Raw genomic sequence first — 13,850 nt, forward strand, 5'->3', positions numbered from 1 at the left:
TGCTGAGGATGGGCCCGTGCACAGCGCCCGGCCGGCGACGTCTCCCCCACCGACCCCGTCCCGAGGAGGAAGCGTGAAGCGTTCCTACGCCCTTGCGGCGTCCGTTCTCGTCCTGTTGTCCGGTACGGCCGTGGCGGCCAACGCGGCCAACGCGGCCGGCACGCCGCGCGGCGGCCCCGCCACCGCGCCCGCACGGCACCACCTGTCGGCCGCCGCGGCCTGGTGCGCGCAGCAGGGCGGCACGGCGGAGACCCGCGTGCCCTACTACACCAGCACCGGCAACAAGATCACCCCGCTGGGCGGTGAGCGCGAGATGTGCCTCTTCACCGCCGGTGACGGCAGCAAGATCATGATCGGTGCGGACACCCTGGCCGCGGACAAGCCGACCCTGGCCGCGCTCGCCTACGTCCGCAAGCCCAGCGGCCCGAGCAGCCCCGGCAATCCCTCCATCGCCTACTGCCAGGGCATCAACGGCACCGCCATGTTCGGCAACCGGCCCACGGACGGCGGCGGTTGGGGTCCCAAGAACGAGACCGACCCCTCGAAGGCGACCTCCGCCTGCATGTTCGCCGACGGCTCGGTGATCGACGCCTGGGGGCTGAAGTACCACCAGGGCGGCGTCATCCGCGGCGCCGACCTGACGAAGAAGTTCCGCGCCACCATCCCGGGGGCGTGACGGCGGGCGGCGCTGCCGGGTCGGGCGGTGTCCGGTGCGGCGAGAGTGTGTGCCGGACACCGCCCGGCGGACGGGACTGCGCGGGCAGACCCTAGAGACTCCACGACACCGTGCCGTCCACGGAGACCAGGACGGCGAGGACGACGAGGTCGGCGACGCCGAGGGCGATACCGGACCAGGCCCGGGCCCGCCGGGCCGTACCGCCCCCCAGGGCGAGCAGGCCCAGCACGAGGGCACTGGGTCCGAGCAGCACGTTCCCCACCAGGAGTCCCACCAGGCCGAGGACGAAGGCCGCCACCGCCATGCCGTCGGCGTCCCGCCCCCGGCCACGGGTGCCCCCGACGGCCGCGCTCCTCGCCTCCGTCCCGCTGTCCGCGTTCTTCCTTCCAGGTGCGGTCATCGTCATCCCGCACACCTCCCTCAGCGGTCGTTGAGGCGCTCGCGCACCAGGAACACCAGCAGCCAGGCACCGATCCCGACGCCGGCGGTCACGCTGGCGGACACCGGTAAATGGGCCACGGCGCCCAGCAGGATTCCGAGCACCACGTACGCAGCGATAACTGAAACCATCTCCGGCCCCTCCTCGGTCGGTTCGGTCGGTTCGGTCGGTCCTCGACGGTCGCCGCCGTGTGGCCAGGAGGCGGCGCCCGCGGCGCGCCGGGGCGCGCTCAGAAGTCGTCGTCCTCCTCCGCGTAGAGGGCCTCGGTGACGGCGAGCGCGAGGACCTCGGGCGTGCCCTCGTAGATCCGGGCGCCGAACGACTCCCGGACGAACTTCTCGATCCCGTACTCGCGCAGGTAGCCGCGCGCCCCCATGAGCGACATCGCCTCCTCGGCGACCTCGATCGCGATGCGGTCGGCGAAGAGCTTCGCCGCGGCCGGCTCGTACGCCGGAGCCGGCAGTTCGGTGTCCGCCAGGTGGGCCGCCCGCAGATAGAGCATCCGGGCCGCGTCGATCTTGGCCGACATCTCGGCGAGCTTGCGGGCGCTGAACTGGTGCCGGTACAGCGGCACCCCGCCCTGGACCCGGTCCCCCGCGAACTCCTTCGCGCGCTCGAACGCCCCGCGGGCGATGCCGGTCGAGATCGCGGCGACCGTGGCCCGGGCCATGTTCATCTGCTGGATGTTGACGACCATGCCGTTGCCCTCGCCGCCGACGACCTGATCGGCGGGCACCACCACGTCGGTGAACACGAGCTCGGTGCCCAGGCAGGCCCGGTAGCCCATCTTGTCCGCGACCGGGCCGCGGGTGACGCCCTCGGCGTCGAGCGGGACCATGAAGCAGGTCAGGCCGGTGGCGCCGGGACTGCCCACCAGGTTGCCGTACACGCTGGCGAAGTGCGCGACCTTGCCGTTGGTGATGAAGCGCTTGCGCCCGTTGAGGACGTAGCCGTCGCCGACCTTGCGCGCGCTGAGCACGTCGGCGGCGTGCACCGCGTTCTCCGGGATCAGCAGGTCGCAGCCGGCCAGGTCCTCGGTCACCGCGTTGCAGGCGAGCACCGGGTCCGCCGCGTTGAACAGCGGCAGGTACCGGCTCTGCAGGCGCGGGTCGCCGGACAGCAGGACGGGGGCCTGGCCGAGCAGCGTCGCCCCGAAGATCAGCGCGGTGCCCGCGCAGACCGCGGCGAGCTCCTCCAGGGCCACGGCGACGCCGAGCACGCCGTGGCCGAGCCCGCCGTACTCCTTGGGGATCACGAGTCGGAACAGCCCCAGTTCGTGGCCCCGGCGCACCAGTTCCCAGTCGAAGTCGTCGGCGGGTGCCTGGTCGTTGCGGGAGACCCGCGGCCGCACGACCTCGTCGGCGAAGTCGCGGACCTGTTGCTGCAGCACCGTCAACTCCGGTGTGAGCGAACCGAATGCGAGGTGATCGGTAGCGGTCGTCATCAGGACATGTCCCCCTCGGGTGTGGAAAGTGAAGTCACGCTGCGGCGACGCCGGCCCGGGCGGCGATCTCCGGGTAGCGGTCGAACGCGGGCTGGAGCAGCGGGACGAATTCGAGCACCTTGGCCACGCTGCCGCGGATGCGGACCTTGCCGGTCGCCAGGGCGACGGGCATCAGCAGGCGTCCGGACCACAGTGCGTGCGCGGTGTCGCACGACATCTTGATGTTGATCACTGCCTTGTCGACGCCGGCGTCGACCGTGACGCCGTCCGGGTCGACGTACAGCTCCACGTCGGGCTTGGACTGCACCAGGCGCAGGGTCAACCCGGCCTCGCGCATCCGCGCGGTGAACTGCTCGTCGGACAGCAGGATGGTGAAGAGGTGCGCGAACACGCCGGCGGCCTGTTCCTTGGTCCGGAAGTACGCCATGGTCTCCCCCAGGGATGACGGTGTGGTGGTGAGGGTCGTGGTGGTGCGGCGGTCGCCCGCCGATGAACCCGCCGGCGAGGTCACCGGCCGGCGTCGGCGCCCGGCGGATCGTGGCGGTGGGCCTTCGCCTGCACGATGTGACGCTGCAACAGGAGCAGGTTCAGCGCCCGCGCGGCGCCGACCCGCAGCCGGGATCCGAGCGGCCGGAGCATCTGGTGCACGTCGATGACGGTGTGGCGGCGCACCGGGCGGCCGGCCAGCAGCTCGACGACCGCGCGGCTGGCCAGCACCCCGAAGAGGTCGGCGGTGTAGACGAGTTGCGGAAAGCCGTCGTTCTGCCCGCGCACCAGCCGCAGCAGCTCCGGGATGATCTCCAACGGGATCGCGGCCCGCGGCACCACGTTCGCCAGGAACCCCAGCGGTCCGGTGCGCGCGACGTCGGCCGGCCTGATCCGCCCGTCCAGCGGTGCGCGCCGCGGCTTGCGGTAGTCGTACACCAGCATCGCCTGGGTGCCCGCCACGTCGTACCCGCAGAGCACGGGTACCCGGTGCCGGGCGGCGTGCACATGGAGTGAGATCTTCTCCTTGATGGGCTCCGGGGTGGTCACGTCGATCGCGTCGACGATGACGTCCGCGGCGCGCACCAGCTCCTCGACGTTGTCGGCCGTGATGCCGTCCTGCACCACCCGGACCGTGCAGAACCGGTTGATGTCGCGCGCCCGTTCCGCCTGCACCAGCGCCTTGCCGCGGCCGACGTCGCTGAACCACGCGCGCTGCCGGTTGAGGTTGGCCAGGTCGTAGGAGCCGGGCTCGGCGAGCACGAACCGTTCCGCGCCCAGTCGCACCAGGGGCTCGATCACGGCACCGCCGATGGAGCCGCAGCCGGCCACCAGGACGGTCGCCCGGCGCAGCGACTCCTGGTCCCGCGCGGAGAGCAGTCCGCGGTTGCGGGTCACCAGCTCGGCGTAGTACGCGTCGTGGGTGAGTTCGCGGCCGTGCTCGTCGCCGTCGTCCGACAGGCCGATCGACACCGAGGGTGAGGTCATGACGCACCGTCCCCGCGGCGCTTGGTGGTGGCGCGCCCCGGCAGTGCCGCGGCCAGGCCGCCGACCAGCCGCCGACCGGCCACCGCGATCTTCAGGACCGCCCGGCCGACCGTCCCGTTCGTCGCCTTGAGCGACGGCAGCAGGCCCAACTGGCGCAGCACACCGGAGGCATCGAAGTAGAAGTCGTCGACCAGGAACTTGCCGGCCCGCATCCGGACCATGCTCATTCCGTTGATCTCCACGATCCGGCCGGTGGCGGGCACGCCGAGGTACTCGGCGCGGTGGGTGCCGCGCATCGTCCACTTCTCGGCGACCCGGTCGCCCCGCGCGAGGCGCTCGCCGACCGCGAAGGTCAGGTCGGGGAACGCGGTGAACAGCTCGCCCAGGAACCCGCCGACCTCGGCCCTGCCGCGGTAGGTCGCCTCCAGCGCGATGTTGTTCCAGGTGATGTCCGGCTGGTAGAAGCCGAGCACGCCCTCGATGTCGTGCGCGTTCCAGTACGGCAGCACGTCGGCGACCGCGGCGAGGTTCGCCCGCTCCTCCGTGGTGTGGTCCTGCGTATCGGTCATCGTCATGCGGTGCTCTCCATGGGTTCCGGGGTGTCCACGCGCCGGGGCGCGGACGGGCCCTCGTGCGACAGCTGCGGCAGGATCGGGCGCAGCCACTTCGGCAGCCACCAGTTGGCGCCGCGCGCCAGTTGCATCGTGGCGGGCACGATGATCAGTCGGACGATCGTGGCGTCGAGCAGCACGCCGATGGCGAGGCCGATGCCGATCTCCTTGAGCGTCTCCACCGAGGAGGCGGCCAGCGAGCCGAACGTGGCGATCAGGATCATCGCGGCGGCGGTGATCAGGCCGGCGGTCTGCTGGAGCCCCAGCGCGACCGACCGCTCCGTATCGCCGGTGCGCTCGAAGTTCTCCCGCACACGGGAGAGCAGGAACACCTCGTAGTCGGTGGACAGGGCGAACAGGATGGTGAACACGATCATCGGGGTGATCACGCTCAGCCGTCCCTGCGAGGTGAAGCCGAGCACACCCTCGCCGTGGCCGTCCTGGAACACCCAGACCAGCGCGCCGTAGGCGGCCACGAGCGGGAGCACGCTGGTCACCACGGCCTTGAGCGGCAGCAGCAGGGAGCGGAAGAACAGCAGGAGCAGCGCCAGGATCGCCAGGGTGATCACCGCCGCGACGATCGGGAAGCGCCCGTACAGCGACGTCTCGAAGTCGACGAACGAGGCCGCGTCACCACCGACCTGGACGTCGTACCCGCGCAGGCCGGTCAGCTCCGGCAGCACGTGCTCGCGCAGATCGGTGACGTAGTCGAGGTGTTCGCGGTCGTACATCTCCGCCTTGGGCACCACGGTGATCGTCGCGGTGTCCGCGCGGGAGTGCAGGTTGACCAGCCGTGCGACCGGCGCGCTCCGCGCCGCCGGCGCCCCGTCGAAGGAGTCCTTGCGCAGCTTCGCGAACGCGCCGTCCGGGAGCTTGCCCAGCATCGTCGAGAGCGAGGCGACCTGTTCGGTGCGCGGGTCCCGCGCCAGGGTGTCGGTGGTCGTGCGCAGCGCGATGAGGAAGTCGGGCGTGAACGCGCCGTTCCGGTCCCGGCTCCGGATCGTGATCTTGATGGGGGTGAGCGCGTTCTTGGTGAACGCGGACTCGACCTCCCGCGCGCCGACCGCCGAGCCGGTCGACGACGGCAGCGCGCCGGTGTTGGCGCCGACGAATTCCATGTGCAGGGTCGGCAGGGAGAGCACTCCCAACAGCAGCACGGAGAGCAGCAGCCAGCCGGTCGGCCGACGGGTCACCGACATGCTGAGCCGGTACCAGACACCGGAGTTCGGGGCCTTCGGCTTCGGAGCGGGCATCACGCGCAGCCGCTCGATCCGGTCCCCGAGGAGGTACAGCAGCGCGGGCACCAGCGTCATGGCGCCGGCCAGGCCGACGGCGGAGACCAGGGCGACGCCGAAGGTGATGGACCGGACGATCATCATGTCGCGGAAGACGACCGTGACCAGGACCATCGACAGCAGCAGCGTCAGTCCGCTGAACAGCACCGAGCGCCCGGACGTCGTCAGCATCGCGGTCACGGCCCGGGACGCGGTGCGACCGGCGGCCCGTTCCTCGCGCACCCGGCGCACCATGATCAGGCAGAAGTCGATGGCGAGACCGAGACCGATCAGCGAGCCGATGTTCAACGCGAACACCGAGATCGGGAACTGCGCGCCGAGCAGGCCGAGCACCCCGGTCGCGGTGGCCACCGCGATCCCGCCCAACAGCAGCGGCACGAGGGCGGACACCGCCGTCCGGAAGAAGATGAGCAGGAAGACGGCGACGACCGGGAAGGTGATGGCCTCGGTCTTCGTCAGGTCGTCCTGGCTCAGCTGGTAGGTGTCGTACTGCACCGCGGGAAACCCGGTGATCTTGACGTCGATGCCCGCGTCCGCGGTCCGCTCCCGCAAGGCCGGGATCGCGTTCTGCGCCGCGCTCTGTCCGCCGGACAGCACCACCGTCGAGAGGGCGGTGTGCCGGTCCCGGCTCACCAGCTCCGGATTGCCGGAGGTGGCGAAGCCGCGGACCTCGGCCACGCCGGGCACCTTGCGCAGCCGTTCGTCGACCACCGCCGCCTTCTTGGCGAAGGCGGGGTCGGTAACCGGGCCGTCGGAGGTGTAGACGACCACGGCGCTGGTCGCGGTGGAGTCGTGGAACTCGCGGTCCAGGAGCTGCGCGACGGCTTGGGACTCACTGCCCTCGACGTCGAACCCCGCGCCCTGCAAGGTGGTTTGGGCCTTGCCCGCGAACGCTCCGAGCGCGCCGGCGACGAGCAGCCACAGGATCACCACCCACCATCGGCGGCGAGCCAGGAACTCGCCTGCCCGGGCGAACCGGTCGCCCTTTCCCTCAGACATCGTGCTTGCCTTCTCCATGGTCGTCGAACAGCTTCAGGAGGCCATGCGGAGGAGGTCGCCGAGACGGCTGTGCACCCGTTGTGCCGCGATCCGGGTGAGCCTGCGGTCGACCTCGGCGACCCGCTCCAGGTAGTGCCGATAGTCCACGCTGCGCAACCGCCACAGCCGCAACGGCGTGGCCGCGACCACCGACGCGGTACGCGGCCCGCCGAACAGCACAGCGATCTCCCCGAAGTGGTCCCCGGGCCGGAACTCGCCGACGGTCGTGCGCCGGCCCCGCTCGTCGACGAGCTGGACCACCGCGGTGCCGGACCGCACCAGGTACATGGCGTCCTCGGGCACCCCGCGGTGGACGACGGTGTCGCCCTCCTCGGCGTGCACCTCCTCCAGGCAGCTCGCCAGGGCCACCGCCTCGGCGCGGGACAGGCAGTCCAGCAACGGCATCCGCAGGATCTCGTCGGCGAGCGCGTGCGGGTCCCCGCCGGCGGGCCGGGCATCGACCGACGGCAGGTCGTCCGCGCCGTCGCGCGAGAGGGTGCTGCGCTCCGCGGGCGCCAGGCTGCTCCGCAACCCGAACAGGCTGAGCAGCCCCGGTTGGTCCAATGCCCGGTCGATCTCGTCCAGCCGCGGCAGCGCCGTGGTGAGGTCGCTCGTCAGGATCGCGAACGGGTGGACCTTCCGGCCCTCGTAGCGAGGTCCGAGGAAGGAGCCGTCGGGCACCCGCGGCGAGGTGCCGCGCACCAGCACCGGTCGCACCCCGAAGAAATCGAGGTTCAGCTTCGCGACGGAGGATTCGAGATCGCCGATCACCGCGTCCATGGGCAGCGCCAGCGGTCCCGCGACGACGCGGAACATCGCCACCCCGACCTCGACCGGCGCCCGCAACAGCAGTTCCGACAGCGGTTCGGCGCTCCTGCGCTTGACGAACCCGCCGAGCTCGCGCACCCGCACCGCCCGCAGTTCGGGCAGCAGCAGAAGCCGGTCGAACACCCCGCTGCCGTGCACCTCTTCCACCGGGAAGAGCGCGCGGTCCCGGTCGGCCATGCGCCGCGTCGGATCCGACTCCGACGGCGCGCGCAGCAGCGCCGAACAGAGCACCCGGCCGTCGTCCGTGCAGGCCACGACGTGCAGGTCGTCGGGCGACGAAGCGCCGCGCGGCCGGTCGTCGTCGAGCGCGGCGGCCAGCCTCGCCGGGTCGACGAACCCGATGCGCAGGTACTGCGCGATCCGGAACTCGATCAGACACCGCAGCTGATCGGCACTCAGGTCACGGGCCCACACCGCGTGCACGCGCACTCCGCGCCGCCGCCTGCGGTACACCGGCAGGCTCCGGTCGAGCTCGTCCAGGCCGCTCAACCGGTCGTGGTCGACCCGGTCGAGCAGTTCGGCTTTGAGCGCGGTCGTCAACCGCGCCTCCGACACCCTTCCCATATGCTCCCCCCACACTCGCGCGCCCGGCCAACCGCCCCACGACGGCTGCCGAGTAGGACTGTGCCAGCGATGGGAGAGCGAGGTTGTGCCGCCGATGACCGACGGGGTGTCTCCTGGAGCACAGGGGGAGGCGCGGAGGCGGGCCGCCCGTCGGACGCCGGGCGGCCCGCGGAAGTCACCGCGATCTCAGGGGCGCGACGAGGCCGCCCCGCTCTCCCCGCGGGGCGCGCCGCGGCGCTTCGGTTGGGGGATGACCTGCCGCGCCGCCTGATCCAGGCGCCGGTCCCGGCGCAGCAGGTGCAGGCGCCGTTCCAGCACATGCATGCCGCACCGCTCGGCCATCGCCGCGGCCTCGCTGAGCAGTTGCGCGGCGGCCCGCAGGTCGTCGGCACCACCGCGGCGCAGCAGCAGCGCGGCCCGTTCGAACCGGCAGTGCGCGAGGGCCGGGGTGACGCCCAGGGCCCGGTTGGCCGCGATCGCCCGGTCGAAGTGCGCGTCGGCGGCGTCCAGGTCCCCCAGTTCCGCTGCCAGCAGGCCGAGGTAGCGCGACATCGAGCCAAGGCACACCGCCGGTGTGGTGACGCCGACGACCACGGCGCGGTCGGCGAACGGCGTGAGTTCCGCGTGGAGCCGGTCACAGGTGGCACGGTCCCGCAGCGCCGCAGCGGTCTCGGCGGCCGCCGCCATCATCGGCAGCCATGTGGTGTCCACGGGCCGGGGCAGGCCGTCGGCCAGCATCGTGTCGACCGCGCGCCGGGCCAGGTCGCGATGGCCCAGGTCGAGATGGGCGAGCGCCAGCACGGCCTGCCAGCCCGGGATCCGGTCGTTCTCGGCCAACTCGGCGAATCTGGTGACGAGTTCGGCCAGCCGGCCCTGCTCGCGCCGCAGGAAGAACAGCTGCACATACGCCGCCTGCACCGCGCTGCGCCGCTTGAGCAGGTGGGAGGCGGCGAGGACCTGCTCGGTCGCGGACTCGACGTCCGCGAAACGGCCCGCCATGAGCGCCTGCATGCCGCGCATCACGGCGCTGCAGTTGGCGTGGAACGGCTGGCGCAGTGCGCGCGCCTCGCTGGTGAACGCGGCCATCTCGCTCCGCGCCGCCGCCAGGTCGCCCTTCTCCAGCAGATCGATCGCGCGCAGGGCCCGGCCGCGCAGGACGAGCTCGCAGTCGCCCACCGACGCGGCCAGTTCGATGCTCTCGGTGATCGCGGCGAGCCGTTCGGCCAACCTGGCCGGCTGGACCAGCGCGTACCGGTACGCCAACAGCGAGAAGGCCAGCGCCCGCCGGTCGCCGCACCGCCGGGCCAGCTCCACCGCGTCCCCGCTGTGGTCGACGGTGCCCCGCGGGCCGCCCGCGTAGGACAGTTCCATCGCCAGCCGCGCGTGCAGCTGGGCGCGGACGGGTGCGGTACGCCCGTCGTCCGGGTCCAGGAGCGCCAGCGCGTCCCGCAGGATCGCCACCATCGGCTCGTCGACCAGCCCCACCTCGACCCACAGCTCACCGGCGGTCAGCGCCGCGCGCGCCAGACGGGTGCCGTCGCCCCGCTCGCGTGCGACGTGCGCGGCCTCGCCGAGCGCCGCCCGGGCCGCCGTGGCCTCGCCCGCCCGCCACCACGCCTCGCCCTCGGCGAGCAGCAGGTCGCACTGTTCCGCGGTGTCGAGCTGTGCGTCGAACGCCCGGGGCGCCAGCCGCGCGGCCCGGTAGAGCCGCGCGCCCTCCTCGTACGCCGACCGCTCGACCGCTTCCCGCGCCGCGCGGCGCGCGTAGTCGCCGGCCTTGCCGATCGCGCCCCACGGGGCGGCGGCGAGCAGGTGATGGGCGATCTCGGGGAGCCGGGAGTCCACGGGGGGACGCGACTCCAGCGCCTCGGCGATCACCAGGTGCAGCCCGGCCCGTTCCGCCTGGCCGACGGATTCGTACAGCGCCTGGCGCACCACGGAGTGCGGGAAGACGAAGTGCGGCAGCGCACCGGTGCCGAGGGTGAGGAACTCGGCCGCCGCGGTCTGGTCGAGCGCCTCCAGCAGTGCCCGGTGCTCGTACCCGACGACGTGGGCGAGCACCTCCAACGGCCCCGTGCGGCCGATGACGGCGGCCACCCGCAGCACCCGCGCGGCCGCATCCGGCAGCAGCCCGACGCGCCGCAGGATCACTTCCCGGACGCCGTGCGGTGCGGCGATCTCGGTGATCGTGCGCGGGGTCAGCAGCTTGTTCTCGGCGGCGAGCAACCGCACGATCTCCTTGACGTAGAACGGGTTTCCGCCGCTCGACTCGTAGACGGCGTGCACGACCTCCGGTGGCGGCTCGACGCCGGCGTCGGCCTCGATGTAGCGACTGACCTGACTCTTCGTCAAATTGCTTAGCCCGATCCGCACGCTGGACTGCAGGCGCAGCAGCCCGCCGATGCCGCGCCGGCCCTCGGCCCCGAACGACGGCTCGGGATCGTGGTAGGTCACCACCAGCAGCACCCGGGCGTGGTGCAGGTACGCGGACAGGAACTCCAGCAGCAGGACGGACGGTTGGTCCGCGGACTGCACGTCCTCCAGCACGATCAGCAGGGGCCGGCGCGCGGAGTGCTTGCGCACGAACGACGTCAGCGACTCGAAGAGCCGGAACCTGGCGGCCTCGGACGAGACCTGCGGCAGAGGTGCCACCTCGCCGATGCGGGCCCGCAGTTCGGGCAGGAAGGTGACCACGTCGGACGCGCCGTCGCCGAGCGCCGTGCGCAGCTCGGCATCGGCGTACTGGTCGAACATCTCCCGCATGACCTGGAGCCACGGCCAGTAGGCGGGGGCGCCCTGCTGCTCCGAGCACCTGCCCTGGTACACCTCCACGTCCTTGAGCCGCGCGTGCTCGGCGAGCCGCACGCACAGCTGGGACTTGCCGACCCCGCTGGGGCCGGAGAGCAGCACGACCTGCGGGACGCCCCCGATCGCGGTGTCCAGCGCGGAGAACATCCTGGACATCTCCTCGTCGTGACCGATCAGGTCGCCGGACGGCAGGCCCGCCGCGCTCCCCGGGGCCGGGAGGTCCGCCGGCAGTCCGTCGCCGACGAGTTGGAACACCCGCATCGGCCGGGCGACGCCGCGCAGGGTGCGCAGACCCACGTCGCGCAACCGCACCTTGGGGGGCAGCGCGGGGCGCACCGCCTCGGCGAGGGCCGGCGAGAGCACGATCTGGCCCCCGTGTGCCAGGGAGCGCAACCGGGCGCACGTGTTGACCGCGATGCCGCGGTAGTTGCCGTTGCGCACCTTGGCCTCCCCCGAGTGCAGCGCGATCCGCACCTTCAGCGGGGCGCCGGTGGGCCACTCCTCGTTGCCGAGCCTGCGTTGCAGCTCCACCGCGCACGCCACGGCGTCCGCGGCCCGCCGGAAGACCACGAAGTGGCTGTCACCCTCGCCCTGATCCCGCGGATGGAACCCGCCGAAGCGGTCGACGACCTCCGTGCACAGCTGCTCGTACCGCTCGACCGCGGTGACCATGGTCTGCGGGTTGGTGTCCCACAGGCGGGTCGAGTCGCACACGTCGGTCAGCAGGAACGTCACCGTGCCCGTGGGCAGCGTGGCGGTCAGCCGGGCGCGTAACCGCCGGACGAAATCCACCGGGGAGGGCGGGCGCAGCACCGGGTCGTGCGCGAGACCGGTGCGCAGTACGTGCGTGATGAGCGCGGCCTCCCGCGGTGAGGCGCTGAGCCCGTGCTCGGCCGCCGACGCCGGTGACAGGCCCGTCAGCAGGTGCATGGCGAGCGCGGCGAGACTGTAGAGGTCGCTCGCCGGGGTCGGCTCCTCGCCGGCCAGCACCTCCGGCGCGAGAAAGGGCACGACCGCGGCCGGTGCCGGCCCTCGCCGGGCCCGCAGGAGCGAAGTGGCCAGGCCGTGCACGCACACCCGCCCGTCCGGCCGGACGACGAGCCGTTCCGGGCTGAGCGTCCCGTGCACCATGCTCGGTCGCCGCGCCCGCAGGAATTCCAATACGTCGGCGATCTGCGCGAGTTGGTCGAGCGCGACCGCCACCGGAAGCGGACGGGTCCCCCACCGCTCACCGTCGACCCAGTCGCTGATCAGGCAATACCGCGCATCGTCGTGGAATGCGTCACGCAGCAGGACGAGCCCGGGATGCGGCGGCATCGCCAACACCTCGCGGATGCGCTCGGACAGCCGCCGACGCATCTGTGCATCATCGAGCCGTTGGAACTCAAGGTTCACCAGCCGATCGAGCTGGCGGTCCCTGGCCAGCAGAAATCCCTGGGCATCCGACGGACCCGGAACCACTTCATACCGATCGCGCACGTACGAGGACACTGCGCCGGCACCTCCCCACTCCCGCGAGCCCCTGACGGGCGCTCGACCACCACTTCACCCGCGCCGGCTCCGACAGCCGTGTCACGCGCAGGAGAAAGCGGGGAGCTCCTTGAGGGAACTCCCCCGCATGACGCCCCTGCTAATTGCCGGACTGCCGCCGCAATCCCGCCGGATCGATCAGTGCGATACACGGACCGCGCAACTCGATGAGCCCGCTGCTCGCGAGCGACTGCAACCCCCGGTTCACGGCCGGCCGGGACGCGCCGATCATGGCGCCCAGATCGGACTGGGTCAGCCCCAGGTCGAGCACCGCCGGCGCGCCGGCGAGTCCGCGCTCGTGGGCGAGCCGCAACAGCACACTCGCGAGCCTGCCGCGCAGATCGAGGAAGGCTAGCTCCCCGGTCTGCTCGGTGAGTCTGCGCACCAGCCCGCCGAGCAGCTTCAGCAGCGCGTCCATCACCGGCGGATGCGTGTGCATCAGCCCGAGCAGCACCGGACGGTTCAGCAGCAGGGCCCTGGTCGGCTTCGTCGCGATGACCGACGCCGAGCGCGGCACCTGGTCCAGCACCGCCATCTCCCCCACCACCTCGCGCGGCCCGAGCGTCGCGAGTACCAGTTCGTCGCCCTGCACCGACGTGAAGACGACCTTCACCAGACCGGAGACGATGATGAAAAGCCGGTCACCGGGATCTCCCTGATAGAAAAGGAATTGACCACGGGAGAAATTACGCGACACGCACGAACGAGCAACGCTCAACAGCGCGTCCTCGCCGAGCGATCGAAACAGCGTAGTGCGGGCCAACGTGGCCATTACTTCAGCGTCCACGGGAGGCCAATTCCCCTCGAACGGCAACAGCCACGCTCGAACGAAGCCGGAATTCCGGGCCCCGACACCGAGAACAACCACACCCCGCGGAACTCACCATCGGCACACACGCATCAACCGCGATAAAATTCGGCGCTCCCCTACCAGCCGCGACATACACGCACTACCCCCCACGCTGCCGATCCTCAATTGACCGAAATCAGGATACCGCCCAGCGCCCAGCGGGGATCATCCCACCGATAAGCGACACCCGCAACGATCCAACTCTCCGATCATGTGAAAATTTTGTGACGGCAGCTACCGGCCGGTTTCCACTTCTCCCACAAAGCGGGCCAAATTCATTCGCCCCGACCGGCC

11 protein-coding genes are annotated in these 13,850 nt (G+C 71.7%); 1 reads left to right on the forward strand and 10 read right to left on the reverse strand.

Features of this window, described 5'->3' with window-relative positions:
* Nucleotides 1-73: 73 nt before the first annotated feature.
* Nucleotides 74-676: a hypothetical protein gene (locus JNO44_RS40940; protein WP_205369010.1), complete on the forward strand. Its 603-nt coding sequence runs from the start codon at nucleotides 74-76 to the stop codon at nucleotides 674-676.
* A gap of 91 nt (nucleotides 677-767) precedes the next feature.
* On the opposite strand, the gene JNO44_RS40945 is transcribed toward JNO44_RS40940, so the two are convergent.
* The 10 genes from JNO44_RS40945 to JNO44_RS40990 all read right to left on the reverse strand — a co-directional run bounded on the left by JNO44_RS40945 (nucleotide 768) and on the right by JNO44_RS40990 (nucleotide 13,478).
* Nucleotides 768-1,082: a DUF4190 domain-containing protein gene (locus JNO44_RS40945; RefSeq protein WP_205369011.1), complete on the reverse strand. Its 315-nt coding sequence runs from the start codon at nucleotides 1,080-1,082 to the stop codon at nucleotides 768-770.
* A 14-nt stretch (nucleotides 1,083-1,096) separates the two neighbouring features.
* Entirely contained in the window at nucleotides 1,097-1,246 is a 150-nt protein-coding gene (locus JNO44_RS40950; RefSeq protein ID WP_167390895.1) for a hypothetical protein, read from the reverse strand.
* 98 nt (nucleotides 1,247-1,344) lie between these two features.
* Complete coding sequence (locus tag JNO44_RS40955) at nucleotides 1,345-2,559, reverse strand: acyl-CoA dehydrogenase family protein (protein ID WP_205369012.1); 1,215 nt, start codon at nucleotides 2,557-2,559, stop codon at nucleotides 1,345-1,347.
* A gap of 34 nt (nucleotides 2,560-2,593) precedes the next feature.
* The gene (locus JNO44_RS40960; RefSeq protein ID WP_205369013.1) at nucleotides 2,594-3,070 is read right to left on the reverse strand and encodes a hypothetical protein; all 477 of its coding nucleotides are present in this window, start codon (nucleotides 3,068-3,070) and stop codon (nucleotides 2,594-2,596) included.
* Nucleotides 3,067-4,032 carry a ThiF family adenylyltransferase gene (locus tag JNO44_RS40965; protein ID WP_205369014.1) on the reverse strand — a complete coding sequence of 322 codons (966 nt, stop codon included), beginning with the start codon at nucleotides 4,030-4,032 and terminating at the stop codon, nucleotides 3,067-3,069. Before JNO44_RS40965 ends, JNO44_RS40960 begins: the two co-directional genes overlap by 4 nt.
* A complete protein-coding gene (locus JNO44_RS40970) occupies nucleotides 4,029-4,607 on the reverse strand; it encodes an ester cyclase (RefSeq protein WP_205369015.1) in 579 nt (192 codons plus the stop codon). Before JNO44_RS40970 ends, JNO44_RS40965 begins: the two co-directional genes overlap by 4 nt.
* Nucleotides 4,604-6,937 (reverse strand): MMPL family transporter, encoded by a 2,334-nt coding sequence (locus JNO44_RS40975; protein ID WP_205369016.1) that lies wholly within the window; start codon nucleotides 6,935-6,937, stop codon nucleotides 4,604-4,606. Before JNO44_RS40975 ends, JNO44_RS40970 begins: the two co-directional genes overlap by 4 nt.
* Nucleotides 6,938-6,970: 33 nt before the next feature.
* Entirely contained in the window at nucleotides 6,971-8,368 is a 1,398-nt protein-coding gene (locus JNO44_RS40980) for a cyclic nucleotide-binding domain-containing protein (RefSeq protein ID WP_205369017.1), read from the reverse strand.
* A gap of 186 nt (nucleotides 8,369-8,554) precedes the next feature.
* Nucleotides 8,555-12,535 carry an AAA family ATPase gene (locus JNO44_RS40985; RefSeq protein ID WP_205369018.1) on the reverse strand — a complete coding sequence of 1,327 codons (3,981 nt, stop codon included), beginning with the start codon at nucleotides 12,533-12,535 and terminating at the stop codon, nucleotides 8,555-8,557.
* A gap of 271 nt (nucleotides 12,536-12,806) precedes the next feature.
* Nucleotides 12,807-13,478 carry a Crp/Fnr family transcriptional regulator gene (locus tag JNO44_RS40990; RefSeq protein WP_205369019.1) on the reverse strand — a complete coding sequence of 224 codons (672 nt, stop codon included), beginning with the start codon at nucleotides 13,476-13,478 and terminating at the stop codon, nucleotides 12,807-12,809.
* Between the last annotated feature and the right edge of the window lie 372 nt (nucleotides 13,479-13,850).

Origin of the sequence: Streptomyces noursei (assembly GCF_016917755.1) — a bacterium.
GTDB classification, from domain to species: Bacteria; Actinomycetota; Actinomycetes; order Streptomycetales; family Streptomycetaceae; genus Streptomyces; species Streptomyces yunnanensis.

What these genes read in the sequence shown, in the direction of transcription:
- JNO44_RS40965 (WP_205369014.1), bottom strand. Translation starts at nt 4,032, where the DNA reads ATGACCTCACCCTCGGTGTCGATCGGCCTGTCGGACGACGGCGACGAG.
- JNO44_RS40970 (WP_205369015.1), bottom strand. Translation starts at nt 4,607, where the DNA reads ATGACGATGACCGATACGCAGGACCACACCACGGAGGAGCGGGCGAAC.
- JNO44_RS40975 (WP_205369016.1), bottom strand. Translation starts at nt 6,937, where the DNA reads ATGTCTGAGGGAAAGGGCGACCGGTTCGCCCGGGCAGGCGAGTTCCTG.
- JNO44_RS40985 (WP_205369018.1), bottom strand. Translation starts at nt 12,535, where the DNA reads ATGCGTCGGCGGCTGTCCGAGCGCATCCGCGAGGTGTTGGCGATGCCG.
- JNO44_RS40990 (WP_205369019.1), bottom strand. Translation starts at nt 13,478, where the DNA reads ATGGCCACGTTGGCCCGCACTACGCTGTTTCGATCGCTCGGCGAGGAC.
- JNO44_RS40950 (WP_167390895.1), bottom strand. Translation starts at nt 1,246, where the DNA reads ATGGTTTCAGTTATCGCTGCGTACGTGGTGCTCGGAATCCTGCTGGGC.
- JNO44_RS40980 (WP_205369017.1), bottom strand. Translation starts at nt 8,368, where the DNA reads ATGGGAAGGGTGTCGGAGGCGCGGTTGACGACCGCGCTCAAAGCCGAA.
- JNO44_RS40945 (WP_205369011.1), bottom strand. Translation starts at nt 1,082, where the DNA reads ATGACGATGACCGCACCTGGAAGGAAGAACGCGGACAGCGGGACGGAG.
- JNO44_RS40955 (WP_205369012.1), bottom strand. Translation starts at nt 2,559, where the DNA reads ATGACGACCGCTACCGATCACCTCGCATTCGGTTCGCTCACACCGGAG.